The 25609-nt window shown below is 41.2% G+C and carries 18 protein-coding genes and 1 pseudogene; 10 read left to right on the forward strand and 9 right to left on the reverse strand.

Annotated elements, in window-relative coordinates; all coding sequences use genetic code 11:
- Positions 1-193: 193 nt before the first annotated feature.
- Entirely contained in the window at positions 194-1915 is a 1722-nt protein-coding gene (locus ACYRY3_RS40865; RefSeq protein ID WP_460207558.1) for a chemotaxis protein CheA, read from the reverse strand.
- Between the two features lie 609 nt (positions 1916-2524).
- Between ACYRY3_RS40865 and ACYRY3_RS40870 the strand changes: the two genes are divergently transcribed.
- The 3 genes and pseudogenes from ACYRY3_RS40870 to ACYRY3_RS40880 form a co-directional block, all read left to right on the forward strand.
- Complete coding sequence (locus ACYRY3_RS40870; protein WP_460207559.1) at positions 2525-2881, forward strand: response regulator; 357 nt, start codon at positions 2525-2527, stop codon at positions 2879-2881.
- Between the two features lie 17 nt (positions 2882-2898).
- Complete coding sequence (locus ACYRY3_RS40875) at positions 2899-3504, forward strand: chemotaxis protein CheC (protein ID WP_460207560.1); 606 nt, start codon at positions 2899-2901, stop codon at positions 3502-3504.
- Between the two features lie 241 nt (positions 3505-3745).
- Positions 3746-3857, forward strand: a pseudogene (locus tag ACYRY3_RS40880) (IS982 family transposase); the annotation flags it as partial.
- 299 nt (positions 3858-4156) lie between these two features.
- On the opposite strand, the gene ACYRY3_RS40885 reads toward ACYRY3_RS40880, so the two are convergent.
- On the reverse strand, positions 4157-7582 hold the full coding sequence (locus tag ACYRY3_RS40885) for a PAS domain S-box protein (RefSeq protein WP_460207561.1): 3426 nt from the start codon (positions 7580-7582) through the stop codon (positions 4157-4159).
- 391 nt (positions 7583-7973) lie between these two features.
- Here ACYRY3_RS40885 and ACYRY3_RS40890 point away from each other — a divergent pair, with 391 nt between their 5' ends.
- Positions 7974-8435, forward strand: coding sequence for a hypothetical protein (locus tag ACYRY3_RS40890; protein ID WP_460207562.1), 462 nt, complete (start codon positions 7974-7976; stop codon positions 8433-8435).
- 584 nt (positions 8436-9019) lie between these two features.
- Here ACYRY3_RS40890 and ACYRY3_RS40895 read toward each other — a convergent pair.
- Positions 9020-10903, reverse strand: coding sequence for a DUF1565 domain-containing protein (locus ACYRY3_RS40895; RefSeq protein ID WP_460207563.1), 1884 nt, complete (start codon positions 10901-10903; stop codon positions 9020-9022).
- A gap of 253 nt (positions 10904-11156) precedes the next feature.
- Between ACYRY3_RS40895 and ACYRY3_RS40900 the strand changes: the two genes are divergently transcribed.
- Both ACYRY3_RS40900 and thiS read left to right on the forward strand, forming a co-directional pair.
- A complete protein-coding gene (locus tag ACYRY3_RS40900) occupies positions 11157-12278 on the forward strand; it encodes a thiamine phosphate synthase (RefSeq protein ID WP_460207564.1) in 1122 nt (373 codons plus the stop codon).
- Positions 12271-12486, forward strand: coding sequence for a sulfur carrier protein ThiS (gene thiS, locus ACYRY3_RS40905; RefSeq protein ID WP_460207565.1), 216 nt, complete (start codon positions 12271-12273; stop codon positions 12484-12486). The genes ACYRY3_RS40900 and thiS overlap by 8 nt, the downstream gene beginning before the upstream one ends.
- On the opposite strand, the gene ACYRY3_RS40910 is transcribed toward thiS, so the two are convergent.
- A complete protein-coding gene (locus ACYRY3_RS40910) occupies positions 12483-13724 on the reverse strand; it encodes a glycosyltransferase family 4 protein (RefSeq protein ID WP_460207566.1) in 1242 nt (413 codons plus the stop codon). The two genes, thiS and ACYRY3_RS40910, sit on opposite strands and share 4 nt — an antisense overlap.
- Before the next feature lie 970 nt (positions 13725-14694).
- Between ACYRY3_RS40910 and ACYRY3_RS40915 the strand changes: the two genes are divergently transcribed.
- Positions 14695-15672, forward strand: coding sequence for a DUF1517 domain-containing protein (locus ACYRY3_RS40915; protein WP_460207567.1), 978 nt, complete (start codon positions 14695-14697; stop codon positions 15670-15672).
- A gap of 74 nt (positions 15673-15746) precedes the next feature.
- Here ACYRY3_RS40915 and ACYRY3_RS40920 read toward each other — a convergent pair whose 3' ends face one another.
- Positions 15747-16376 carry a Uma2 family endonuclease gene (locus ACYRY3_RS40920; RefSeq protein WP_460207568.1) on the reverse strand — a complete coding sequence of 210 codons (630 nt, stop codon included), beginning with the start codon at positions 16374-16376 and terminating at the stop codon, positions 15747-15749.
- Positions 16377-16495: 119 nt separating this feature from the next.
- On the opposite strand from ACYRY3_RS40920, the gene ACYRY3_RS40925 reads away from it, so the two are divergent.
- The gene (locus ACYRY3_RS40925) at positions 16496-16699 is read left to right on the forward strand and encodes a hypothetical protein (RefSeq protein ID WP_460207569.1); all 204 of its coding nucleotides are present in this window, start codon (positions 16496-16498) and stop codon (positions 16697-16699) included.
- Positions 16700-16809: 110 nt separating this feature from the next.
- Here the strand turns inward: ACYRY3_RS40925 and ACYRY3_RS40930 are convergent, their stop codons facing one another.
- The 4 genes from ACYRY3_RS40930 to ACYRY3_RS40945 all read right to left on the reverse strand — a co-directional run bounded on the left by ACYRY3_RS40930 (position 16810) and on the right by ACYRY3_RS40945 (position 23005).
- Positions 16810-18669, reverse strand: coding sequence for an SUMF1/EgtB/PvdO family nonheme iron enzyme (locus ACYRY3_RS40930; RefSeq protein ID WP_460207570.1), 1860 nt, complete (start codon positions 18667-18669; stop codon positions 16810-16812).
- Positions 18670-19127: 458 nt separating this feature from the next.
- Positions 19128-19934: an ABC transporter permease gene (locus ACYRY3_RS40935; protein ID WP_460207571.1), complete on the reverse strand. Its 807-nt coding sequence runs from the start codon at positions 19932-19934 to the stop codon at positions 19128-19130.
- Positions 19935-20061: 127 nt separating this feature from the next.
- Complete coding sequence (locus tag ACYRY3_RS40940) at positions 20062-22272, reverse strand: OmpA family protein (RefSeq protein WP_460207572.1); 2211 nt, start codon at positions 22270-22272, stop codon at positions 20062-20064.
- 85 nt (positions 22273-22357) lie between these two features.
- On the reverse strand, positions 22358-23005 hold the full coding sequence (locus ACYRY3_RS40945; protein WP_460207573.1) for a hypothetical protein: 648 nt from the start codon (positions 23003-23005) through the stop codon (positions 22358-22360).
- A 681-nt stretch (positions 23006-23686) separates the two neighbouring features.
- On the opposite strand from ACYRY3_RS40945, the gene ACYRY3_RS40950 reads away from it, so the two are divergent.
- Positions 23687-24016: a hypothetical protein gene (locus ACYRY3_RS40950; protein WP_460207574.1), complete on the forward strand. Its 330-nt coding sequence runs from the start codon at positions 23687-23689 to the stop codon at positions 24014-24016.
- Positions 24017-24372: 356 nt separating this feature from the next.
- Positions 24373-25341 (forward strand): SGNH/GDSL hydrolase family protein, encoded by a 969-nt coding sequence (locus ACYRY3_RS40955; RefSeq protein ID WP_460207575.1) that lies wholly within the window; start codon positions 24373-24375, stop codon positions 25339-25341.
- Positions 25342-25609: the final 268 nt, after the last annotated feature.

Consider the following 25609-nt stretch of genomic DNA (forward strand, 5'->3'; position numbering starts at 1 on the left):
ATTGACATCTTGCACCTTCTTTGTGGGAGGGCTGGTGGGCTTTAGCCCTACCTACGCAAGAATAAGTTTTTTGGGTTGTGATTTTTGCAATAAGACCCACTTCTTGGCTCACTCGAACAAGTTTGTTGGTGAAACTTTTGTTTAAACTCATGAAATCATCCACATATAAGAAAGGTTTTCGCTGAAATTCTTGTCAGGGAGCTTGTTCAAGCAAGCCAGCCTTTAGGGCAATACGAAGCGCATCTAAGATAAGGACGACTTTTCCGTCTCCAAGAATTGTGGAACCCGCAAAACAGGGAATCTCCTTCAGTAGTTTCCCCAAGGGCTTGACAACAATTTCCTGAGTATGGTCAATCGCATCCACTACTAAGCCAAAAGTCATGGTATCCGCCTGAAGAACAACTATGCTTAGGGTTTGTTCTTTCCCGTGCTGTATCCCCGTGTCCCCCACTTCTTCAACTTGGAGTTGGCGATTCAAATACACGAGAGGTAAAAGCTTACCACGCAGGCGATACACAGGAGCATTGTGAATTTGTTCAATGCTACAACGGGCTTTTTCACCTTCTAAACGCACTAACTCTAGGAGGCTCATTTGAGGAATGGCGTATTGTTCTCCAGCACTTGTCACGATTAAAGCTGGAATAATTGCTAGAGTTAAGGGAATTTTCAACTTAAATGTTGTACCTTTCCCTACCTGAGTATGTACATCTACCGCACCTCCCACCTTTTCGATATTACTTTTCACCACATCCATGCCAATGCCCCGCCCGGAAAAGTGAGTGATTTTTTGAGAGGTAGAGAATCCTGGTAGGAAAATCAATTTTACGGCATCAATGTCGTTTAGGCGATCGCATCGTTCTGGAGTCATCAACCCTAAAGCAACTGCTTTTTGCTTGAGGTGTTCTGGGTTAATACCAGTGCCATCATCAGTAATGTCAATATTCACATAACCACTTTCATGGAACGCTTTGAGATGCAGGCGTCCTTGAGCAGGCTTACCATAAATCTTTCTTACATCTGGCGATTCTATTCCATGATCGATGCAATTCCGTACTAAGTGGGTGAGGGGGTCTTTAATCGCCTCAATGATGGTTTTGTCTAGCTCGGTATCTTCCCCTTCCATCTCTAACCGCACTTGCTTTCCCAAGGCAACTGCTATGTCACGAACTACACGGGGCAGTTTACTCCAAATAGTGCTAATGGGTTGCATTCGGGTTTTCATCACCCCCCCTTGCAACTGCGTAGTAACCCAGTTTAAATGTTGAGACATGGCTGCAAAAGCTGTTTCCTCCCTAGCTGGTTGAAACTGTAGAATCTGATTGCGTACTAGCGCCAGTTCTCCTACCAGGTTCATGAGCTTATCCAGTAAGTGGATGTCCACCCGAATGGATTGCATTGTTGTTGAAGCTTGAAGAAGCGGATCGCCATTTTCCTGCCAAGCAAGGGTGTGCTCATCAGTCTTTGGAAACAGAGGCAGGGAGGACAAAGAGCAACCATCTTCTGCCTTCGTCTCTCCTTGTCTTTGGTCTTCTTGCAGCAAGGGCTTTGAAAGGTCATTCAATTTTTGTATCAGTGCCGAGTAATCTACTGTCTCCTCTTTTCCTGTGGTTTCAATTTGGGCGCAAATTTGCTGGATGTTATCTACTAGTTCTAACAAGGCGCTGGCGATTTTAGAATTCATGACTAATTCTCCATCATGTAGGCGACTCAGCAAGTTTTCACCGCTATGGGTAATTGCTTCCAAGTTGCCAAAAGCCAGGAAACCACTGTTACCTTTGAGAGTATGTAAGGAATGATAAATACGGATTAGCAGTTCCTGATTGGCAGGGTTTTGTTCTAACGCCACGAGATCGCGTTCAATTTGGTCAAGATTTTCGTAACTGTCTACCAGGAATGCTTGAATATCCTCGTCCATATAAACTTACAGCTGGTTCTCAAAAAATGATTTAGGTAGGTAGGTACAAATAAAGTTAACTATCTAGTCTTTTCTTTTGTTATTTGTCATCAGCAACTATTCTTAGTTAAAGGATAAATGACGAAGGAAAATTATGTATAACTCTGCTTGCTTACTTATTTCTACCCACCTACTTATCATTTTATCCTCCATCTATTAAGAATTTGATACAATCATTTATTTATGGTTTTTTTTACAATCTATTATATTTCTCAATTGAAAGAATCAGTAAAATTACTGAAGTCTTAATTTCAATAGATCGGTATATATGCCAAAGTCAAAATGCTGGTAAACAATTATATTAAACTAACAATAACTTCAAAAATAAAGCCAAAATATATAATTTTAAATTTAAGTAGTTTGATTGAAAGAATGACTTATTTTGAGGAATATAAAATGCCTTTGAATCTTATAAAAAATGATAAACAATAGAATAATTTTTTAAGGAGTTAATTTTACTTTTAACGATATACCTATGAATATTTTAAATTAAAATGTTAAGCGCAATTAAAGTATTAGCAATTGGAAAAAAGGTTAAATAAAAAAGAATAATGTATTACGGAGGAGTGAATGGCATTAATTTTGATAGTCGATGACGCAGCATTTACGCGCCGGATGATTCGCAAATCTCTAGTAGCTGCAGGTTATGAAATTTTGGAAGCCAGTAACGGACAAGAAGGTCTGGAGATGGCAGCTGTTCACAATCCAGACTGTATGTTGATTGACCTGTTGATGCCCGGTATGGATGGTTTTGCTGTACTTGAAGCGTTACGCGATCTCCAATCTACAATTCCAGTAATTGTGATTTCAGCAGATATTCAGGAAAATGTGAAACAGCGCTGTCTGGAATTGGGAGCTGCAGGCTTTATCAATAAGCCACCTAAAGAGGAAGAATTGCGCCAAATTCTCGAACAAGTTTTGAGATAAGACTAGGAGATGAAATCGTGAATTTGACAGCAGATCAGATTGATGCAATACAGGAACTGGTGAACATTGGCGTAGGTCGAGCTGCTTCGGTATTCAACGAAATGCTAGACGCTTATATTCGCTTGCAAGTTCCTTATATCAATGTAGGTTTACCACTGGAATTGCAATCAGAATTAGAAGCCACCTTTGGGAAGGAAAGGGTAGCTGCAGTACGCCAAGATTTTTCAGGCTCTTTTTCTGGTATTGCTGAATTAGTTTTCCCAACTACAAGTGCTTCTACTTTAGTAGCAATGCTGACGGGGGAGGAACCAGGAACACCTGATTTAGATGCTGTAACAATTGGTACCTTGAGTGAGGTAGGCAATATTTTGATTAATAGCGTTATTGGTTCGATTAGCAATTTGCTCCGTCAACGCCTAGACTACTCCCTTCCTACTTATATTGAAGATACTGTTGAGCACTTAATTATCTCTAGTAACATTAATAGCAACAAAACTATCCTAGTAGCTCAAACTCAATTTACTATTGAACAGCTACAGATTCGCGGCGACATTATTCTAATTTTTGAAGTAGGTGCTTTTGACGTATTACTTCAAGCAATTGCCCTAGAGGCAGGAGACTAGTTTGAAAAAAACCTGTACAATAGAGTATCGGTACTGAGATTATTTTTACACTTTAGAACAGACAGATACTTTTCTTAAGCGCCCTTACTTAGTCTTTCTTGGCTGTATCAAAAAACTTAGTATTTCTACTATCAATTACAAATTATTTAGATATCTGTTTCCGCACAAGGCTCATTTCATTGCTATTAAATATTCCCCTAAAGGCGGCACAGTTAAATCTAAAATTGATTGTGTTGATGGAGTTACTCTGAAGAAAAGTACTTTAATACCCTTATGTTGGTATCTTCATCTACTTGGTGCTCAAAATACTGGCATTAATTTTATGGAATTCCACTTCCATCGAAATCTGTTTAACTTAATAAGTTTACCTTACCAAAATTAATGAAACTTTTTTCACTCATTCCATATTTTTTAAAGATAAAGATTTCGGATATAAAGTTGAGTCACTTATCTTTCTGGGTGGTTATAACAAACAATGCTTCATTCGAGAAATCATGGATCATCAAAGAATAGTTTTTGAGAAAAGATCTACTATTTTCTTAGGGGAAGAAGTCGAAAGCATTCCGTCTTTGCAAGAAATTTCATAAATCTTTACGCCGCTTGAATTTCAGACTTTTTCTTACATCGAGCTTGAGTTAGAGATTTTATTTAGTTAATCCAATTCATTTTCTGCATTATCTTTGATTCGACTGTCTTTTGGAATGGTGACTGTAAAAGTTGTTCCTATGCCAACTTCGCTATGAAGGGTAATTTTACCTTTGTGTAATTCAACTGCTTTTTTGACAATCGCTAGCCCCAATCCAGTCCCGGAGATTTTGCCAACATTATTAGCTCGATAAAATCCCTCAAATAGGTGTTTTTGGTCTTCCTGAGGAACACCGATACCCTTATCTTCAATTTGGAAGATGACGTCCTTTTTTAAAAAAATTAATGAAAAATTGACATCACCTTTCAGGGGTGAATACTTGATGGCATTTGAGAGTAAATTATTAAGAATATGGGTGAGAAGTTTTTCATCTAAATAAGCATCCGTTGCTTCGCCTGTGATAGTCAAAACAATTTTATGTTCACCTTTAGCCGTTAATTGGAATTCTTCTAAAAGAGATTTACAAAAATTTACTAAATTTATCCAGATAGGATTAAAATCCCATTTTCCTGCTTCTACTTTACCAAGCAGCAACACATCATCTAACATCTGAGTCATGCGATTGACTGCAGTGTGAATGCGATCGAAATAAATAAGTTTTTTATCTTCATTCCATTGTTGGCTGTAGTGTTTGAGTAATTCGGTCGTACCCATAATCGTTGTCAAGGGAGTTCGAAACTCATGAGAAGTCATGGAAACAAAGCGAGATTTGAGTTGATTGAGTTCTTTTTCTTTTTCTAGAGCTTTACGAAGTTCTTGTTCCGCATGCTTCCGCTTTGTAATGTCGTTTAAAGTACCAGAAGTACCGATAATTGTCCCGTTAGCATCTCGTATCAGTCGCGCAAAGACGTCAATCCAGCGAAAATCGCCATCTTTAGTAAGATAGCGGACTTCATAACGACAGTAATCTTTTTGGCTATTTATTAATGTTTGGAAAAGTTCTACAACCCGTTGCTTGTCCTCAGGGTGGATGTAATTTAAGAAGTTTGTGCCAAGGCTTTCTTCTAAAGTAAATCCCGTAATTTCTGTCCAAGCAGGATTTAAAAACGTCCAAAATCCATCTTTATCTCTTTGGAAAATAATTTCTTTAACGGTATCAACAACAGACCTATACTTTTGTTCGCTCTCTCTAAGTGCTATCTCTGATATATGGCGCTCAATAGCAATTCCTGCTAAACGGGAACACGTTATCAGCAGTTTTTTCTCTTGTTCATTGGGAAAGCGTGATACCCGATAATACATATTTAAGGTGCCTACGACGTCTCCTTTGCTAGTAAAAATGGGTATAGACCAACAGGCTCGGAGTTTGTAGGACAATGCTAAAGCACGAAAATCAGGGTAATCATCCCATAAAGGGTCTTTCTCAATGTCATAGACAATGACAGTTTTTTGGCGATAGGCCGCTGTACCGCAACTGGCACCAGTAGGTATAATAGGGATACCTTCATCAAGTGCCTGTAAGTAAGTTTGCGGTAAGTTGGGAGCTACAGGAAAACGCAGCTTATTGCTTTTTTTATCGACTTGCAGGATACAACAAATTCCCTCATGAGACTGTTCTTCAATCAGCAAAGCAAGGCAAGATAGCGCTTCTAATAATGGGGTTTCCGTAGCAACCATCTCTAAAAAATGGTTTTGCCCACTCAAGAGTCCTTGGTTGTACCTACTTTCAGCAAGCAAGCGATCGCGTTCTGCCTCTATCTGCTTGCGTTCGGTTATGTCTCGCGCCACACAAATGAAGTTGCCATCTTCAATCATAGTGAGGGACACTTCTCCAGCAAAGGTGTTGCCATCTCTTTTTTTGCCAATGGTTTCTCCCTGCCAGTAACCCTTTTGTTTAAGAGTAGGGAGGATATCCCGCTGAAATTGACTGTTCCCCCCTACGTAGTAGGCTTCACTCCAAGTTTTACCGCAGAGTTCAAAAGCGCTATTGTAACCAAAGAGTTGAACGTAAGCTTTGTTTAGGTAGCTATATTGACTATCTCCATCAAGAATTGCAATTCCATCACTCGCAGCTTCCACTGCAGCTAACTGTCGTTGCAATTGTTTTTCTGTGTGCTTGCTATCGGTAATATCAATGCCAATGAAAACAGCAGCCGTTCGCTGCCCGTACTTCTGAGCAACAATGAAGTAGTTTCTTTGCGAACCTTCAATTTGTACAGTCATTTCATGAGTGGCTGTATCGCTAGAACTAGCAAAAAAGTTGCTAGCAAACTCATGAAACTCTAAACTGTGTTGCAGAAAACCAAAGGGTTTACCAACAAAATCTTCTGCGTGTTTATTGAAGGCTTTTGCCAAATGCCTGTTAACACCCAGATATTTTAAATCTGAACTAATCCAAGAAACAAATGCAGGCACCGCATCTAAAACAACTTGGAGTTGGTCTTTTGCTTTTTGCAGCTCTGCTTCGGCACTTAAAGCTTCTTGTGGGTACAAATAAACCGATTCGGGTGGTTTTGTTGTCCGTGCTGTTACTTCCATCTCCAGGTTGCGGCTTTGCACTAGACCAGCTTTGTCAGATTCTAGTCGAGCGGCTGTAGGCTGCATCGGAATGCTGCTTAATAGCTTGGCAGTATAGAGTGTCTGTAGCAAATGAGCCAGAGCGATCGTGCCTAGCAATTCCCCTCCCTCGCCACACACTACCAACTGGCGTACCTGCTTTGACAGCATTTGCTGGTGAGCTGTCCATAAAGAATCCTCAGGGCTCAAACACAACAAAGGTGAACTCCCAATTGAGGGACTGAGCGTTAAATCCATTCCCCGCGCCAGAAGATGCACAATATCTCGTTCAGTAACAATACCCACTGGCACAACTTGATTCTCCGTAGTTTCTTCAGCAATGACTATGCTCCCGACTCGGTATTTCACCATCAACCGGGCTAATTCGAGCACGGACACTGTTGGTTTGCAATGAACGACTTCTGTGGACATCACCTCTGTCACTCTTTGCAACTTGAATATATCAGTTGGTTGTAAACTACGATGGATACTATCTGGCGTTACAATTCCAACCAACTGACCATCATCAGTGACGATTGGTACGTGAGAAATACCATGCTTGCGGGAAAAGTTGGCTACTGTTAAAACATCCTGAAAATCGGAATGACGCAGAGTTATCAAACTTTGCGCGATCGCATCAGTAACTTTGAGTCTCGTTAAATTCAAATCTAAGGCTACACATCTGACAATATCCCGCTCGGTGACCACCCCTACTAGCTGTTGTGCTTCTTCCATGACCACCACACAATTAACTAGATTGTCATCCTTTGTAGATAAGGAATCTGGGCTCTTTACTGCTAATGGATTCAATACAGGCAGTTGAAAACTAAAACCCATCTGACCCAATAGAGGTATAATATCTACCAAGGGTGTTTCCGGCTTAACAATTGACAGACAAGATGCAATAATGGGAGCCTCTAAAGCGAAAGTGGACATATCAGGTTATTAGAAGGTGGCATAGTAAAATAGAACTATTCTTATTCAAGGAAGCAAGCGCTTATCTTCTGAGTCCTTGTGTTTTATGTATGAGTAAAAATATTTTACTGCTCTAATAATGCCTTCCTAGTATTGATTGTACATCGTGGTATATCCGGGAAAAATCTGGAGCTATTACGGAAATTTTTCGTATATTTACGGTAAGTGGATCGGGGTATATGTTACTTGGAAAAATGAGTATACGCGATCGTTACTGAATGTTTTTTTAATGAATTCTTCTGAAAAGGGAGTTTTAAAAATTGGCTATTTTCAACGAAGATTTAGTTTTGAGAAACAAGTATATTATTTAACAAGCTTCTGGCTTTACATATTACCTATTTAAATAAAAAACATGACTGGCTTTCTTTCCAAATCAGATCGTTTTGTCAACCAGTTTCTTAACAATCTTCACCCAGATGTAGCAGACACTTTTACCGAAGCTCAGTTAGAAGCAATTAAAAGAGCATTTGACCTGCGTACTGGTAATAACGAGCCTTTAAATCTAGATTTTTCCAACCTTATTCCAAAAAATGAACTTTCTTCAGTTGCATTGCCAACTCAAAAAGACGGAATAGATGGTAATAAAGCAGTCGGCTCTGATAAGAGTTTATACCTTGAGACAAGTACAAAAAAAAATCAAAATTTGACTAAAAAAATCACGATTGCAGCACTCATTATTCTTGCCGTTACCTCTAGTATTGCAATGCTAGTCATGATTAAGAGAAGAATGAATATTAATCTTTTTCCAAATTTTGATTTTCCGGATGAAGTTGTTGAAAATACCCTTTGTCCTTCACAAAGAAGAACTTTTTAAACAAAATAAGTAAGTCGGTAAGGGTCGTCCTTAGTCATTTGTCATCGCTCGTTAGCAAGGGTTTCAGATGCATTTACATTTTGTAACGTATTTCTGTTTATTGACACCGACTTACTCATAACGCTCCAGCGTAGGTTGGGGAGCCACTGCGTTGTGGGGGTTCCCCCCATTGAAGCAAGTGGCGTTTGAGGAACGAAACCCTCAATGAGGTAGGATGCAAAAGCCCATCAAAAACGGTCAATAAATCGCTCGTTAAATTGGGTACTTTTTTGCACAATTTCCTGTGAATCTGATTGCATAAGGGTTAATTGGGCATCAATTTTGGGGGAAAAATTTAGTACACTTGAACGCGTTGAAAGGGCTGGCGGTGCCCACCCTACGATGGCTTGCAGTTAGCGGGAGAGTTGTTAAATTTGATAATGGTGGGCGGTGCCAGCCTACAAAATTCAATTTCATCAAAATGTTGTGGGGTGGGCATCTTTGCCTGTTCTAGTATGCAAATTAAAACAATGTAGAGACGTTATACCTAACGTCTCTACAAATAGAAATAATACAAATAATACTTGATTATCAATTTCACTGATTCAATTTATTGGCTCAACAGCGGCTTTCAAACCATTATTGTTAAATATTTGAATCATGCTATCAGCGTTATAGCGAGTGCTGAAGATGCCTGCTTGCATAACATCTCGCCCCCGCCAAACCGTGCGAAAAGAACCAGGTGCAAGAAACTTCACTAATTCTTGTTCCCTGCTATTCTGTACTTCAACGATAACTCGGTAACGTAAATTGATTCCTTCCTGGGCTGGTAATGGTGATGAACTTGCGCTGTAAACTGTCGGTGCGGATCTTTGGGGTGGTGCTTGTCTCGTTCTACGACTATTTCCCATAGGAATCTTGGATTCAGGGACGGGTAGAAGTGCTGAGTCACCTACGGGGGCTGTTTCTAAACCGCGCATTGAACTTGTTTGATACCTCGGTCTTGGCATGGGTGCAGGTGCGATCGCCCCTGTTGGTTCTGAGATGGTACCGTTTGCAACTTGGGGGGCTACAAACTCAATAGTATCGGGAGATAGCCGTGTATATGTAGACTGTGACGTACCAGAAGAATTACTGACTGGTAGTTGATTGGTTCTGGCTCTTAAAACTGCTGGTTGACCTATGATTGTTCTAGGTAATGGTTGTCCGCCATACCCTGTTTGGGGGTTGGGCGCTGGTATACTAGTAGTTCTGGATACGGGTTGCCGTTGACTAACAGGAGTTGCCGAAAGGGGAGAATTGGCTGGCAATAATGGCAACAGTCGATTGTTTGTTTGTCTGGAATTACTGCGGGAAGAAGGGGAGACAGGAAGAGGCGGTGACGCGGGGACAGAGGAAATAGCTCTTAGATCGGAATAGCTTGCTTCTCCGCCCAGTCCCCTTGTTCTCGTGTCTGCGATGGCAACAGTACCAGCAAAATCAACATTACCAGCGATGCGGTTTTGAGCTAATTTGTTACCAGCTGCTGGAAAGAGTTGTTTAGCGGCACTGGCATTAATGTCATAGCGAGCGTTGTTGCGAAACTCATTTCCCCCAGGCTCAGAAGCGCTACCCAAGTTTGGCACGGCTTGGGCAAGAGCGACCAACCCATCTTCTTTGCTGCCCTGAATCAAATTATTCCGCAATACCGGGCGAGCATTTGCTTGTACAACAATGCCGCTTCTATTATATTGAATTTGATTACCAACTATGATAGGTTGGGCGTTTTGAGCAATGTTAATGCCAAAACCCGTTTGTTGAAACACGTTTTCTCGTACCTGGGGTCGAGAGGTACCGGAAATTGTGATTCCATTCGCGCCATTTTCATAAAAGAAATTATTACGAACAGTAGGTGAACTGTTGCCAGCAACAGCTATCCCATCTTGAGTACTGCCAGTAAATGTATTGTCTGTAATTAACGCACTGCCAGATTCTACCCACAAACCATAACCACGGGGATTGCGATTGGTTACCGTGACTCCAGTCAAGCCTGATTCATTTGCACCCACGATACTGACGTTTTGACCTCCAAAGGTACGGCTGAGGTAGTTACCTCCTCCAGTAATTACGATACCACGACCTTTGTTGCGGGCGTCCCCTTGAATAGATACATTGGCTTTGAGAATGAGAGGAAATTGCTCTCCCGTTTCGGCACTGTAGGTACCTTGTGAGAGCATAATAACTGTATTGGGACCCGCGACTTGCAGTGCCTGAGTGATTGTTTTAAAAGGAGTGCTTTCACCCCCATTTCCTGCACTGTCATCTCCGACACTTGGGTTGACAAATAGTACATTTACCTGAGACATTGTTTTGACACCAAGTTGCCCTCCGTTTTTGTCGGTGGGCATCTGAGCAATGGCGGCATCAAGGGTTGTGCCCAGCAACGTCGCAAATGCCACTCCCATGCTAATGGTGAAAAACAAAACTGAAGAGCGAAACACCGAAATCATTGATACATGAATAAAAGAGTGTGGCTTGTGACTCTTGGCAACCAGCTTTGCTGGCGGGACATATGTCCAACAAGATTTGGTTAGAACGTGGGGGTAATTCACTTTTACTGCGCTCCTTCTACTAACTAGCACTTTCTATACTTCTTTAGACGTAGATATGACGATAATGTTACTCGTATGTTGACCAAATGGGAATTTTTGATACAAAGTAATTTAGTAAAGAATCTATTGCAATCCAGAGAATCTTACGAATATGAAAGAGGCTGGCTGTTACGATGAAAGCACTAATGGGGTTGTTGTAATGGTCGAGCCATACAGCCAAAAACAGCATATTCAGCAGGTGGTTTACCGGATCTTGGACGCCAACTTGGATCGCGCTCGTGAGGGCTTGCGTATCATTGAGGAATGGTGTCGCTTTGGGTTAAATAATGGCCAACTGGTTGGGGAATGTAAAAAAGAACGACAGGAACTGGCAAGTTGGCATACTGCTGAGTTGAGGGCGGCACGAAACACTCCAGAAGACCCCGGAACTGAACTGACTCATCCTCAAGAAGAACAACGCACTGATATTAAAGCTTTGTTACAAGCAAATTTTTGCCGGGTACAGGAAGCTTTGCGAGTTATTGAGGAGTACAGTAAGCTTTACAACCCAAATATGGGGAAAGCATTTAAGCAGATGCGCTATCGCATTTATACCCTGGAAAGTCAACTTATGGGTTATCAACGGCAGCAACTGCTATTGCGATCGCATTTGTATCTTGTCACCTCCCCGAGTGAAAAGTTACTGGAAACGGTGGAAGCTGCCCTTAAAGGAGGATTAACTCTAGTACAGTATCGCGACAAGACCGCTGATGATACCAAACGCCTGGAGCTAGTCAAGAAATTGCGGCAGCTGTGCAGCACCTATGGTGCCATTTTTATCATCAATGACCGAGTGGATTTGGCGTTAGCTGTAGATGCTGATGGAGTCCATTTAGGACAACAAGATTTGCCCATTGCTGTAGCCCGACAATTGCTCGGTCCTCACCGCTTGATAGGTCGTTCTACCACAAATTTACAAGAAATGCAAGCAGCTATTTCCGATGGCGCGGATTACATTGGTGTCGGACCCGTGTATGAAACTCCAACAAAGGAGGGTAGACCCGCAGCTGGTTTGGAATACGTCAGTTACGCCGCTAAAAATTGTCCCATACCTTGGTTTGCTATAGGCGGAATTGATACAAGCAATATCAATGATGTTATTGACGCAGGAGCAAGTCGCGTAGCTGTGGTACGCAGTCTTATGCAAGCCGAACAACCCACCCTAGTGACACAATTTTTTATCTCTCAATTGACAAATCGTGTGAGACCAGAACATGGTAGACCCTATGTCTGAGCGGATTATTTCACTTCAGGTTAATGGCGAAACCCGCAGTTGCTCGCCCCAAACTCTTTTACCAGACTTACTCCAACAATTGGGGTTTAATCCTCGTTTGGTAGCGGTTGAATATAACGGCGAAATTTTACACCGACAGTTCTGGTCGGAAACGACAATCAAACAAGGCGATCGCCTAGAGGTGGTCACGATAGTTGGTGGCGGCTAAGTTAACAAACACGAACTGTGGGACTCAGGAATGTAGAGCGAACGGTAGAGAGTTTTGTGACTCGCTAATTGTTTCCCTCTGCGACCTAGTTTTTCACGCAATTTTTGGTCTTGACAAAGGCGCTTAAAAGCTTGAAAAACGTCACAGCCGGAATTGGGATCGACGAGTATGCCATTCTCCTCATGGTGAATTATGTCTCTTGCACTTCCCCAAGGCGAAGCGATCGCTGGCTTCCCAAAGTAACCAGCTTCCAAACAAACAATGCCGACACCTGACAGACATGGTAATCTACTATTATCGCACAGATTCAGCATTGCAAAGATGTCGCAAGCTGCATAATAGCCCGATAATTCTCGATCCGAGACATACCCAGCAAAATGAACCCGCCCCTGAACCCGCAAGCGATGTGCTAAAGATTTCAGTTCCGCCTCAAAAGGACCGCGCCCACACACAATGTAGTGAACGTCAATCCCATAAGTCAGCAGGAGTGTTAAATTTTCAATAACTCTGTCAAAGCCTTTACGCTTTGTCAACTGACCTACCGAAAGAATTACAACTGCTGTTTCTGGAATTCTGTAACCAGTTCGCACGCGGGCACGTAAATCATCAATATCATCTGGAGTGACTCCCACACCAAACTTCTCTCCTCGCACCCCTGGTTTGATGACATGGGTAGGTGTATTCACTTGAAAATGGCTGGTAAGGAAATCCCGTGTAAAGGAACTGCTACACACAATTCCCTGGACTCGGTTTAACGTCAGTTCAAACAGAGGGCGCAATACGGGATGACGCCATAGACTCAGAACATCTTTCCCATGTAGATAGATAAGACAGCGAACGGGAAGAAGGTAGCTTAAGAGCAACAGCGAAAGGAAATGGTAACCGTGACCCCACTCAATATAGCGGTAGTGATAGCGGAAATAGAGTTTGATTGCCAGCACAAATGACCAAACTATATTGAGGAAAGCTTGTAACATACTCCCCAAATAACTACCGCGCCATCGATTGAACATAGGCCATCGATATATGGGAAACCGTTGAACTTTGTCAAAGGAGCGATCCCCAAGACAACTGGCTGCTAAAACGATGACTCGTTCTGGATCTTGCAGACAACGACTGTAAATGTACTCTTCAATTCCTCCTTCTTGCGGTTGAAAGGTACGAGACATGACTAATATGTCCGGGTAGGATGCAGCTTTGTCTCTGGTTGGGGCACTGATTCGTGTAATATTTTCCATCAGACATCCGATCGCTCAACGTCAGGGCAGCAGAAAAACTACATATTTATTAACGAGAAAATATAAATTTCTTAGCTTCTTGGGTAACGTTTAGCTCAAACCAACCAACAGTCTAGTAGTTTCCTGCATGAATGCTATTCCATCTAAAGGATTAGATTGAGACTGCATACGTTATCCCTTCACCTTCAGTTGACTTTGACGCTTAACTACTATATAGCTGCTTGCAGGGCTATGAACGCAATATTTAGCCAGAACTGTAAAATATACAGGAGTTAAGACTCCTGTTGAAATTACCATGTTTAGCTACTGCTTTTAGAATATCTAAATACATATAATATGTTATGCCAAAATGCCAAAAAGCTACCTTTCTTAATTATCTTTTTTTAAGATGTTAGAAATTCTTCCTTATCTTTATACAATGGAATAACCTTTGTTAAGAGAGATACCAATAATAGGTAGTTATATTAATTCAATTAAAGAATAATATAGAGATTTTAAATAGTTATTTAGGTAGAGCAACCAGATTCAACGTAAAACGCTTGTTGTCAGTCACCAAATTTCTATGTTTTGAGTAAGTGGACAGAAATCAATAAAACTGTGTTACAAAATGTAAACAGACCAAAATCTTTACCAATGACCAAGGACTAAGGACTAGGGACTAACAAAATTTTGCCAACATTAAAAAATAAGTAAAAAAAATAACTGAAAGAGAAGAAGTATTTGTATAATCTACCACCGTAGGTATAAACGCGGTTTATTGTGGGTTCTTACTTCGGAAGTTCGGTTATCTACTCCAGAAATCCCCCCAAAGCTCACTGCGTGGTTGAGATGGAAGACGATACATTGGATATGTACTCTGTTATCAAACCAACGACTCCCAAGGGCTATAGGCTGGCGTCACCCACAGACCTCCACGATCATTACATTGGTAGATAAAGATAACCAATACTCTTTTGCAAGCGACTGTCTTATGCGTAAAAAACTACAACAAGCTATCAAACCCGTTTTAAAATCCCTCTTCCTCCTGACCCTTGTGTTCTCATTGGCATTCGGTCATGTGAATGGGGCGCTAGCCGCAAGCGGAGGTAGAATTGGCGGTGGTTCTTTCAGAGTTCCTTCAAGTCGTCCTTACTCATCTCCCCGGACTTATGCACCTCCAGGAGGAGGATATTATGCACCTTATCCCTATCCGGGTGGTGGTTTTGGCTTTCCTTTCCTGATTCCCTTTTTTGGTTTTGGGGGTGGGTTAGGCACTCTATTTAGCGTTTTGATCTTTCTGGCGATCGCAAACTTCCTTGTACAAACCTTCCGGCGCGTGGCTACTGGTGAAACACAAGAAGTTGGTAGCAACCCACCTGTTTCCGTAACTCGTTTGCAAGTCGGTTTACTAGCAAGCGCTCGTGGCTTACAAGACGAACTCAACCACATTGCCGAAACTGCTGATACCAACTCTCCTGAAGGTAGAGCAGAAATTCTGCAAGAAGCAAGCTTAGCACTGTTACGCCATCCAGAATACTGGGTTTATGCTGGTGCTGGCACACAACAAGCCCGTTTGAATGCTGCTGAAACACAGTTTAACCGTTTGTCACTGGCAGAACGGAGCAAGTTTAGCGAAGAAACTCTTTCTAACGTCAATAACCAGCTCAGAGAAGCTAGAACAAGAGATGCTTTACCTGGTGCAGGTAGTGAACTTGACAATCCTACCCGCCTGATTACAGAAGGACCTGGAGAATACATTATCGTTACCTTACTGGCTGCAACACTGGGTAAATTCCAACTTCCAGAAGTTAATAGCACCGATGACTTGCGTCAAGCTTTACGTGCCGTTGGTAGCATCCCCGGTGAGCAATTGCTGGCAGTAGAAGTGCTTTGGACTCCACAAGCCCCTGGCGATACTCTCACCTCTGATGACGTCTTGGCTGAATATCCAGATTTAAAACTGGTGTAAAAACCTCGCACGGTTACATTATCAATCTCCTGGGTGGGCATATTGCTCACCTTTTTTGTTTAACGGTATGGATTTTAGAAAGCGAGCTCGAAAATCTGTTGGGCGGTCAAGTTGAATTGGGGGAAAGTTGGGGAAATAATAGGAGTGTCTCCTGTAAAGGGAGTCATTTGATATTCTCCATCAACCAAGTGACAAACAAAAATTGTGGGTTGTTTGGGATAGCCGATGAACTTTCTTCCCCCCAGCGCTGCATAATCGAGAATCCAATATTCTTCAATACCCATTTCCTCATAATCTCGAAATTTATCGTAGTAATCGTCACGCCAATTAGTTGAAACAACCTCAACGATTAATTTAACCGAATCAGGATTTTGGATAATCGATTCACTTTCCCACCGGGGTTCTGCCTCAAGAACTTCCTTGTTCAAAACAACGATATCAGGTTCATACCCTGATTTTTGTCGTTTGGGTTTGACAATCGATTCTCGGGGAATAGTCCAGATTCCACCACAGCCCATTTGCCTGATAATTATCAATAGCTGTTCGATCAGGGAACCTGTTAAATTTGAATGTTTTCCCGTTGGCTTGGGCATTTCGATAATGACTCCATCATGCAGTTCGTACCGAAAGGGCGAATGTTCGGGATACCAACTTATAAATTCATTGAAGCTATATAGTTTGGGTTCGACTTGGGCTTGAGTCATAAGTAATTTTGCGATTACATTTGAGTTTTATAATTTTTGAGTTTCAAATGGGAGGGCATTGGATGTTGTTGCTAACTATATCTTAAGAGTAAAAGAGAACGGGAAATAGGGCACCACTCGTGGAGCACACGCCCCTTAGAGCAAAGTATCCAAAACAACGCGAAAGCTACAGTTCCAATGTCCTCCCGATTCATTTTTACTACGATTTGCGCTGCGACATTATGCCGGATGGTCGTACCAAGAACCACCGCAAACTACCCAGAGCGATCGCTATCTCCCCCAACTTCCCACACACGTTAAAAGCTGCTACTGAGAAGCAATGATGATATCTGCATCAATATTTTTACGGTCGGCTATCGGGTATTCCTTAAGGGTAGGCATCCTTGCCCACCCTACAATAAACATCTCCAACAAACAATGTAGACGTGCTGACCTACCAACTTGTTACAACTCGAAAACCGCAAATCCTCAACCCGCCATCTGGTTCGTTCCAACTGCGGCTGGCGCTGCGACAAAGGTCGGGGCTAAAACTCCAAGAACCACCACGTAGAACCCGGCGATGTTCATCTCCGCCAACTTCCCAGACGCTTCCATCTGTAGGTGCATCTTCATAATTTTTGTGCCAAGGGTCAGCACACCATTCCCAAACAAGCCCGTGCATATCGTACAATCCAAAGCTGTTGGCTACCTGAAAGTTGCCTACAGTTGTTGTTTCCTTACGGGACTTAATTTTTTCCGAAGTATTAGAATCGCTCCCGTTACAGTTTGCAAACTCAGCACTCAGCGTTTCACCAAAGTGAAAGGGTGTTGTTGTTCCCGCACGACAAGCATATTCCCACTCGGCTTCGCTGGGTAAACGATATTGCCGCCCGGTTCTTTGGTTGAGTCTTGCACAAAATTCTACAGCTTCGTGCCACGAGACATTTTCAATAGGTCGATTTGCCCCTCTAAATTTGGATGGATTGGGATTTAAAGATTGTTTGACTTTTGGCAAAGCTGCAACTGCTTTCCACTGTATTTGAGTGACGGGAAACTTTCCCATGAAAAAAGGTTTGATAGTGACTTCGTGTTGCGGGCGTTCGTCAGCATCTCCTTCATTATCTGGAGAACCCATCATAAAACAACCACCTGGAATGATTACCATTTCCATGATGATTCCTTGACCTAAATCTTCTACAAAAAACTTTGAGGTTCGGCGATCGCGATGAATCTTATTTCCCTCTTTATCTATTGTGATGACATCAAATTCATAAGTTTTGAGGTCGGAGAATTCTGAGAAACTTTCTAATTCAGGATTGACCATTGTTGCTTGCTGTTCGTGAGGCGGTAATTCTAATTGCGGTAGTATTAACAGTGGTTGTGTTGCTTGAGATTTTAGAGCATTCAAATCTTCCAGAACTTCTGTAGCTGATTGATATCTATCTCTTGCCAAATGTCTCAGCAATTTGTCCAGAATTTGCCCTAGCTCATCACTTATACTAATTCCTTTTTCCTCTATGTGTTCTCGCCACAACCATTTCCCGTTCATCGGGTCGTAAAGGGTATCTTCTATTTGTCCGTAGGCATCTTGTATGGGTAAGCACCGAGTGAGAAGCCGCACGCAAGTCACTCCCAAAGAGTATAAATCGCTGGCATGACAGGCAAATCCAGCCATTTGTTCGCTAGGTGCATAACCAATTGTATAAAGCACTGTTGCTTGCCGGGATAAACTGGTTTGGGTGACCTGTTTGGCACCACCAAAGTCAATTAATACAAGTCTCCCATCTGTTTGACGGCGAATGATATTTTCTGGTTTGATATCCCGATGGATGACATATCGTTCGTGGATGAATTGGAGAACTGGCAATAAATCAGCTAGAAGTTCTCGAATTTCTTCTTCCCTAAAGGAGTTTTGCTGAAGTTCTTGTAAGAGAGTTTGCCCTTGGATAAATTCTTGCACGAGATACAAGCTCGAACCTTGTTCAAAGTAAGCAAGCAATCTGGGAATTTGGATGTGATTTTCTCCAAGTTCGTACAGTCGTTTTGCTTCTTGCTTGAACAATTCTGCTGCTTTAGTACGTTCCGACGTTCCCTGGACTTGTGGGAAGAATTGCTTAATAACGCAAGGCGCATCCAGGCGATCGGCATCTTCAGCTGCATATGTTCTGCTAAACCCGCCTTCGCCTAGTAGTTTCAATACGCGGTAGCGGTTCCTGAGGAAGTTGCCAAAGTTGCTTTGTCCGCAACTGTTGCAAAATCTATTACTATCAGGGTTGAATGGATTTGAGCAATGGGGGTTTTGGCAAATTTGCATAGTGAGCCATGTATCGCATATTGTCCTAAATTGGCTCTAACTGAGCGAGGTTCAATACAAAATATGTATCTCTGCATACAGATTTTTTTACTTGAATAGCACCTTCTATTTTGGTGGGCACAAATAAAGAAATCTTTTGTCTTTGTTTATCTACTGTTAAAAATTTATAAATCAGGAATTTATAAGCATTTAGTCAAGAAATTCAGTCAATGATGTGCAGATGCGAACACAAGAATTTCCGTTCTAAAAAGAATAATATGTTTAAGATGTCATGCTGTCAAGTACTTTAAAACGAGCATGGTAAACAGTTACCAGCTAACAGTTAATCGGTAGGCGGCTGGGAATAAAAACAAATATGTTAAAAATGTACAAATGATGGCAAGTCCTACCAATGACAAATGACAAATGACAAAGGACGACCCTCATTAGTTAACTTTATTTGTGTCAACCTACTTAACTCATACTTTTTTCTCCCCGGAAGCGCGAATTGATTCAGCGACTAAAGCAATAAAAGCAGAGACGACAATCAAAATAACACTGAGAGCATTTATATCAGGTTTGACTCCTGTTCTGATGCGGCTGAATATTTCCATTGGCAGGGTGTTAGAACCGCTACCAGCAGTAAAGCTAGCGATGAGAAAATCATCTAAGCTGAGAATAAAAGCTAGCAGACAGCCAGCAATAATACCGGGCATCAATTGGGGCAATAACACTTTTATAAAGGCTTGAAATGGTGTAGCACCTAAATCCAGTGCTGCTTCTTCTAAGTGCGGATCTAAGTTAGTCAGTCGAGAAGAGACGACAAGACTAATATACGCAAGACAAAACACTACATGAGACGCAACAATTGTCCAGATACTGAGAGGGATAGCAAACGCGGCTAGGAAGACTAGGGTTGCTACAGCGATCGCAATATCAGGGATAATCAAAGGCAGATAAGAAATACCGCGATAGAGACTTTTACCTAGAAATCGATAACGCCCCAAGCCGACTGCCATCAAAGTTCCCAATACTGCAGAAATACCTACAGCACTGCATGCGACTATCAAACTGTTTTTTAAAGCGGACAAAATACGCTCGTCGTTGAATAGCTTATTGTACCAATCTAAAGTAAAACCTTGCCAGGTTGCACTGTAGGGAGACTGATTGAAGCTGTAGAAAGCCAGTACCAGTATCGGCAGGTACATGAAAACGAACATGAGCAATGAGAAAACCGCCTGCCAATGAAAGACACGCGGCTTTTTACGGGATGGAGTTATATTCACGTTTATTATTTTAGGCTATTTTTTACTTATGGCGTAAAACGATAACATATGTCAGTATTACAGTCAAGGGTCATTAACTATATTTGGGGATGTAAGGCATTGCAGTCTATGAGGAGAACAAGTTTAACTAAGGTGCTACTGGCACAATAAATTCTACAACTACACAACGCCTCAGCCATTGAGGTTGAGTTGTATCAATTCCCAGTGGTAAATTTGTCATACCCAAAACCCTAAGACGTTTGGGGTTAACACCTTGATTCATCAATGCTTGCTGTACAGCTTTTGCACGTGCAAGTGCTAATGGTTGATATGTACTGTAACCAAGAATTTGTAAATGCTTATTTGGATGCTGATTGAGATAAATCTTTACTTGCTGAAGTTTGTATTCCAAATCCTTTGGTTGTAAACTAGCTGAATTTGGTTCAAAGTAAAACCGAATATCAATTTTTTGTTGTTTTAATTGTAGGGTAGTCGATACCAACGTTACACCAGGAATTTGCTCAAATCCACGATTAATGGTCACTGCATCACCATTCCGGCTAATAGTACCTTCAACAGTCACTTTACCCCTAATATATTGAGTTGAAATAGCAATACCATCTATCTGATTTAAAACTTTAGTAACTCGTTTGACTTCAGCAGCAGCTAAGACAGGATCGGCTGGTACTTCCACTGATAATATTTGATTGTCAATTAACCAATCGGGAACATTTTCTTTTGCTATTTGTTCGGCGCGAAAGCGAAGAACGGTATTGGGAACGCGTCCTGTTAACTGAAGTTTACCTTGACTTTCCCGAACATTTAACCGATAAACAGCTAATTCCGGTGCAAAAGCTAAAGCTAACACAGCTTTATTTTCTGCTGTACGAATGACTGTACTGCGGTATTGCCAAAGACCCCAAGGAATTAAAATCAAACTGAGAAGTGTTAAGCTTAATATGATTATAGAATAAGGTTTATTACTGTGCTTTGATGTATTTTGGTAATTATCCCTCAAATTTTCTAGTAATGTATGTAATTGTGTGGGAATTGTAGTCGAGTCACCATCAAACGCTTCAATCAAGTTGCCGTAATGTCTAACTATTTTGCTGAGAATTTGCCTCATTTCACAGATAAAATTTTTGGTAGGTTCTCCTTGTATAACAATTGCTAAATAACAGTATCCTGCAACTTCTAAAATAATTTTGAATGTACCGTAATCAATCGCGTCTAGTTCTGAAACAGTGTTAGATTGGTTAATACAATCGTTAGCAAAACTCCGAATAGCAGTCAGCATTCCTGCTAACAAATCAGACTCCAACTGCTGTGTATCTGGACGTTGAATGTCTGAAATGACCAAGCCAGATACTTTATGAATTAAAAAAATGGCTTTGACAGTAAATGGTAGCGCTTCTTTAAGGATTAACTCTGCTTCAGAAATACCTTGTAACTTGGCACGAATTTTGCGTTTTATACCTTCTACACTGAGAGTTTCTTCAACTTGTTGGTTAATGGCGCGGATTGTCTCAGCCATGTATTTAGCGATTGTACTACCAATGATGGGATACAGGGCATCAACAATTTTATCTTGTTCAATTTCAACCTGTTTTTTAATTGCTTCTCCCATTGTAGGAGCAATTGCTGCTGCAACTTCTTCTGGAGCATTAAGAAGTTGTTGGGTAATAGCAGGAGGAATTGCTGAAGCTAACGCAATTCCCATACTGTCTCTATCTTGCTCAACACGAGTTTGAATAGCGCGATCGACGATAGGAGAAATAACTTCTACTAGTTCTTCTTTTGAATCATAAATTTTTAATCTTATCAATTCTGTAAGAGAGGGCAGTAGTAAATTAACTAATTCTTTTGGTTCGTAAATTTGATGTTCTAGTTTCTTAATACTTTGTTGGATACACTCTGCAATAGTTTGTAATTCTGTTAACTCATTACCTACTAAAATTTCCTGTAGTTTTTGTAGCGGAGAGGTTGTATCTTCAGCATTATCTAGATTAGATTCTTCTGATGGTTTGCTGATTAACTCAGTAGGAATAACTAGTTCTTCTTGTTCCTCTTCAGGCTTTGGTATGAAAGCAGGTAGAATATTTATATGAGTCGGAGGAGATTCTAGATAAGCTTGATAAACTAGTAATTCAACGGGTACTGCTTCACCTAATTCAATTTCTTCTAAAGAATCCTTTTCCAAGAAGTGGGTTTCAACAGTTGGTACAGAAGAGACTCCCTCGACTGGCTCAAGAATTTTGAGTTCGACAAGCAAGTTAAAAAAATTATCAAGCTGTAGTTGTACAGCTTGTTCCCCGTTCAATTCCAACTCTTGAGAGAACGAATCTTCCTCCTGAGCCATGTTAGTAAATCATAATAGTGAATGTTAGTAGTTAGTCGTTAGTAGTCATTAGTGGTTTTAAAAACTAATGACTCATCAAAAGTTATCAGCGGATTTCTGTCCCATTAGAATGCATGAACACTTTTGATAACTTTGTAGTTTCTAAAAGTGGAACAGAAGCGTACTTACTGCTTTCATCAGCAGCTTCCCGCAACTGTGGAATAAATTCTTTCCCTTTGATTCGCATTCCCAGTGCAAACAAGCTTTCTGCGATATCGTCACGAGAAACCTTAGTGTCTTTTAAATCTGCGAATCGTCGTTCTAGCTCTTCTAAGACTAAATCTCGTAACGCCATAACATCGTCTTGGAGCTGGTTTTTAGTTTTGCAAAGCTCTTCTCGCATTGAGTTGGTTTGAGTATCTAACGCTTCATCAAGTGTTTGAACTTGACCGGAGAACTTTCGATTGAGGCGGTCAACTTGTTGACGCAGATCGGTAGCTTCTTCTTGAGTAGTGAGACTGAGTGACTTGAATTTTTTCTCTAGAGCTTCAACCGCAGCCTTTAGCTCTGTGGTAAGGTTAGCTTTAAGTTGTTCGACATGGGTACGCATTTCCTGCTGCAATAGCGAGATATCTGATTCGAGCTTGCTAAACCGATTATCATACTCTCTCAACTGCGCCCCGAAAATAATGTCCCGGATTTGGTCGATATTACCAAGCCGTTCGCGCACATCTTCTCTACTCATCTGACTCATTGGGGATACCTCAACATTGCTGTTCTAATATACTGGGAACACTTACAGGGGACACATTTGCAAAGCTTCTTTGAATGAAGACTTCCAGTATAGAAACCTACTAATCTGCTTAACCTGTGTGCAAGTGCATTAATGTCATTGTTCCCAAGTTTTTCAGGTTTCTATCAGTCCTTACCCCAAGGAATTATCAGTACCAGGTATGTATATATTTATTAAATTTTAAATGTTTAATACTTAAATATGCTGCAAAATGAGAGCCACTCCCATAGAACGGGCGAGGACGCCCAGACCACAGTCCCAAAAAATAGATAATTTATTTCTTGGACATCCCAAAAGACTTTTAAGAAATTACCTTACCTGTACTTAAGGAATATGTCTGTAGTCTAATTTGGGAAATTCTCACCATATTCAGCTTTTCATTGTTACATAAAACTTTTTCTCTAAGTAAATGGGTAAGAGTCAATAAACTTTGCTGGGAGTCATTAGTCATCAGTCAAAAGCCCTTTGCTCAAAACCGATCGCTTATGATAAAGGATAACTCTCGCCTGATTTGAACCGATTTACTAAAAGGGGATTAGTGAGATTAATTAGAAAGTCTTACTGACGAAAGATCTATTCAAGATTTTAATTGTCTAGAGTAAACTTAGAGATTTTAAAGTTATGTAATTACGGGATAGAATCATGAGCGAACAAACAGATAAGGAAATCAGACAACCAGTTAGCCAAGATTGGCACGCTCAAGAAGAGCCCACAGCTAAGGAAAGAAACTTAACTGTGAATCCAGGAGATATAATTCCCGATAAGGACCAGACAGTTGAAGAAAAAGCTCAGCAAGTCGCTGTAGATTCACCAGATATTACAGGCGACCACATTAAAGTTCCTACTTACTTTGTTGTTGATGAGCCAGATGGTGAAAAGAAAGCACTCCACCACGTGAAGGATGCGGACGAAATTTCTGATGTTATCCGACAAGCACGAACTGATGAAAACGGAAATCGAGTTTGGTGGTAGTCATCCCTCGTAGGCGGTGGTTAGCTATAAAAAATGAGGCTTGCCAAGTTGATGAAAATTCATTTGTCATCAGGTAATGTGCATATAAGTTGCAGATTTTTTGGTGACAGCGGAAGTCATGGGGCGTTATGCTAGGGAGACAGAGAGTTAGATTCATTCTCAAACATGAGACCGTTTGCCCTGACAGTACAAGATATGAATTTCAGGAATTCAGAACAATTCAGGTGAATTTAAAAACAGAGTGCATATGTACGATCTGTTGACACCGATAAGAAATATAGCAAGGTCAGAGTAAATACCCTGACCTTTGTTTTCTGAAAAGCTCACATTTTGAACTTACAGGGTAAAGTAAGGCTATGCTGGTCAATATCTATGGCATGGTTAATCGATATCGTAATCTAATCGTTCCCTTAGAAAGGACAACTTTAACACTCGACACCAGAGGAACATTACACTTGCAAAGTAAATTTGATGGGATTTACGTGTTTGGTGATAGTCTCTGCGATGTAGGCAATGCTTTCGATGCCACAACAAAGGCTACGGGTGAGGGAAGCCCACCATCACCTCCTTACTTTGAAGGACGTTTTTCCAATGGTTGGGTATGGGTAGAGTATCTCGCACTACTTCTAGGATTAACTTCTCACAGAAGCACTAATTTTGCTGTGGGTGGTGCGACTTCAGGAAGCATGAATACTTTCATTCCTGATAACCCACTAAACTTACCTGGATTGCAGCAGCAAATTAACAGCTTTGTTGCATCCTTAAAGGAAACAAGTCAGGTTGCTAACTCTCAAGCTCTCTACATTGTCTGGGCGGGTGCTAACGATTATTTGGGTGGTGGGGTGACGAACCCTGCCATGCCTATTGAAAATCTGTTGCATGCTGTCACTTCACTTGCTACGGTTGGCGCTCAAAATTGCTTGGTTATTAATTTACCGGATTTAGGAGTTCTGCCAGCAACCCGTAAAGACAGCCAGCAGTCTCTTTTACTAACCGAGTTAACAAAAGCTCATAATATTAGTTTGGCTGAATCTCTCAATGCCTTGCAATCGTCTCTTGGTTCGAGTGTGAATATCATCTTGTTCGATCTTAATTCAGTCTTTAATCAAATTCTTAGCAACCCGACAACATTCGGATTCACGAATGTTACTGATGCTGAACTCGATCGCATAGTTCAATCTCAACCAGGTACTGAAAAGTTCTTTTTTTGGGATGGCATACACCCGACGACTGCTTCCCATATAATATTGGCAAAATCAGTTTTTTCGTTGCTCTTTCCTACTAGCGTGACTGAACCTTATACTGAAAACTGTACCCAGGCTTAAGCAGGGCGGCTGCCAAGGTACTATGATGTCAATAGAAAAACCCACCAGCACAGGGTGGGAATCGTGATGGCACTGGTACTATTGTACCATTAATATGTAGAAAGTTTGAAAAAGTTTTCTACATACACAATTGCAGTTAAGTAGGTCGGTAAGAAAAAACGTCACTGGTTAGGGTCGTCCTTAGTCATTTGTCATTGGTCTTTAGTAAGGCTTGCTGACAGATTTACATTTTGTAACTCCTGTCTGTTTATTTACGCCGACTTACTTA

The organism is Scytonema sp. NUACC21 (assembly GCF_054684315.1).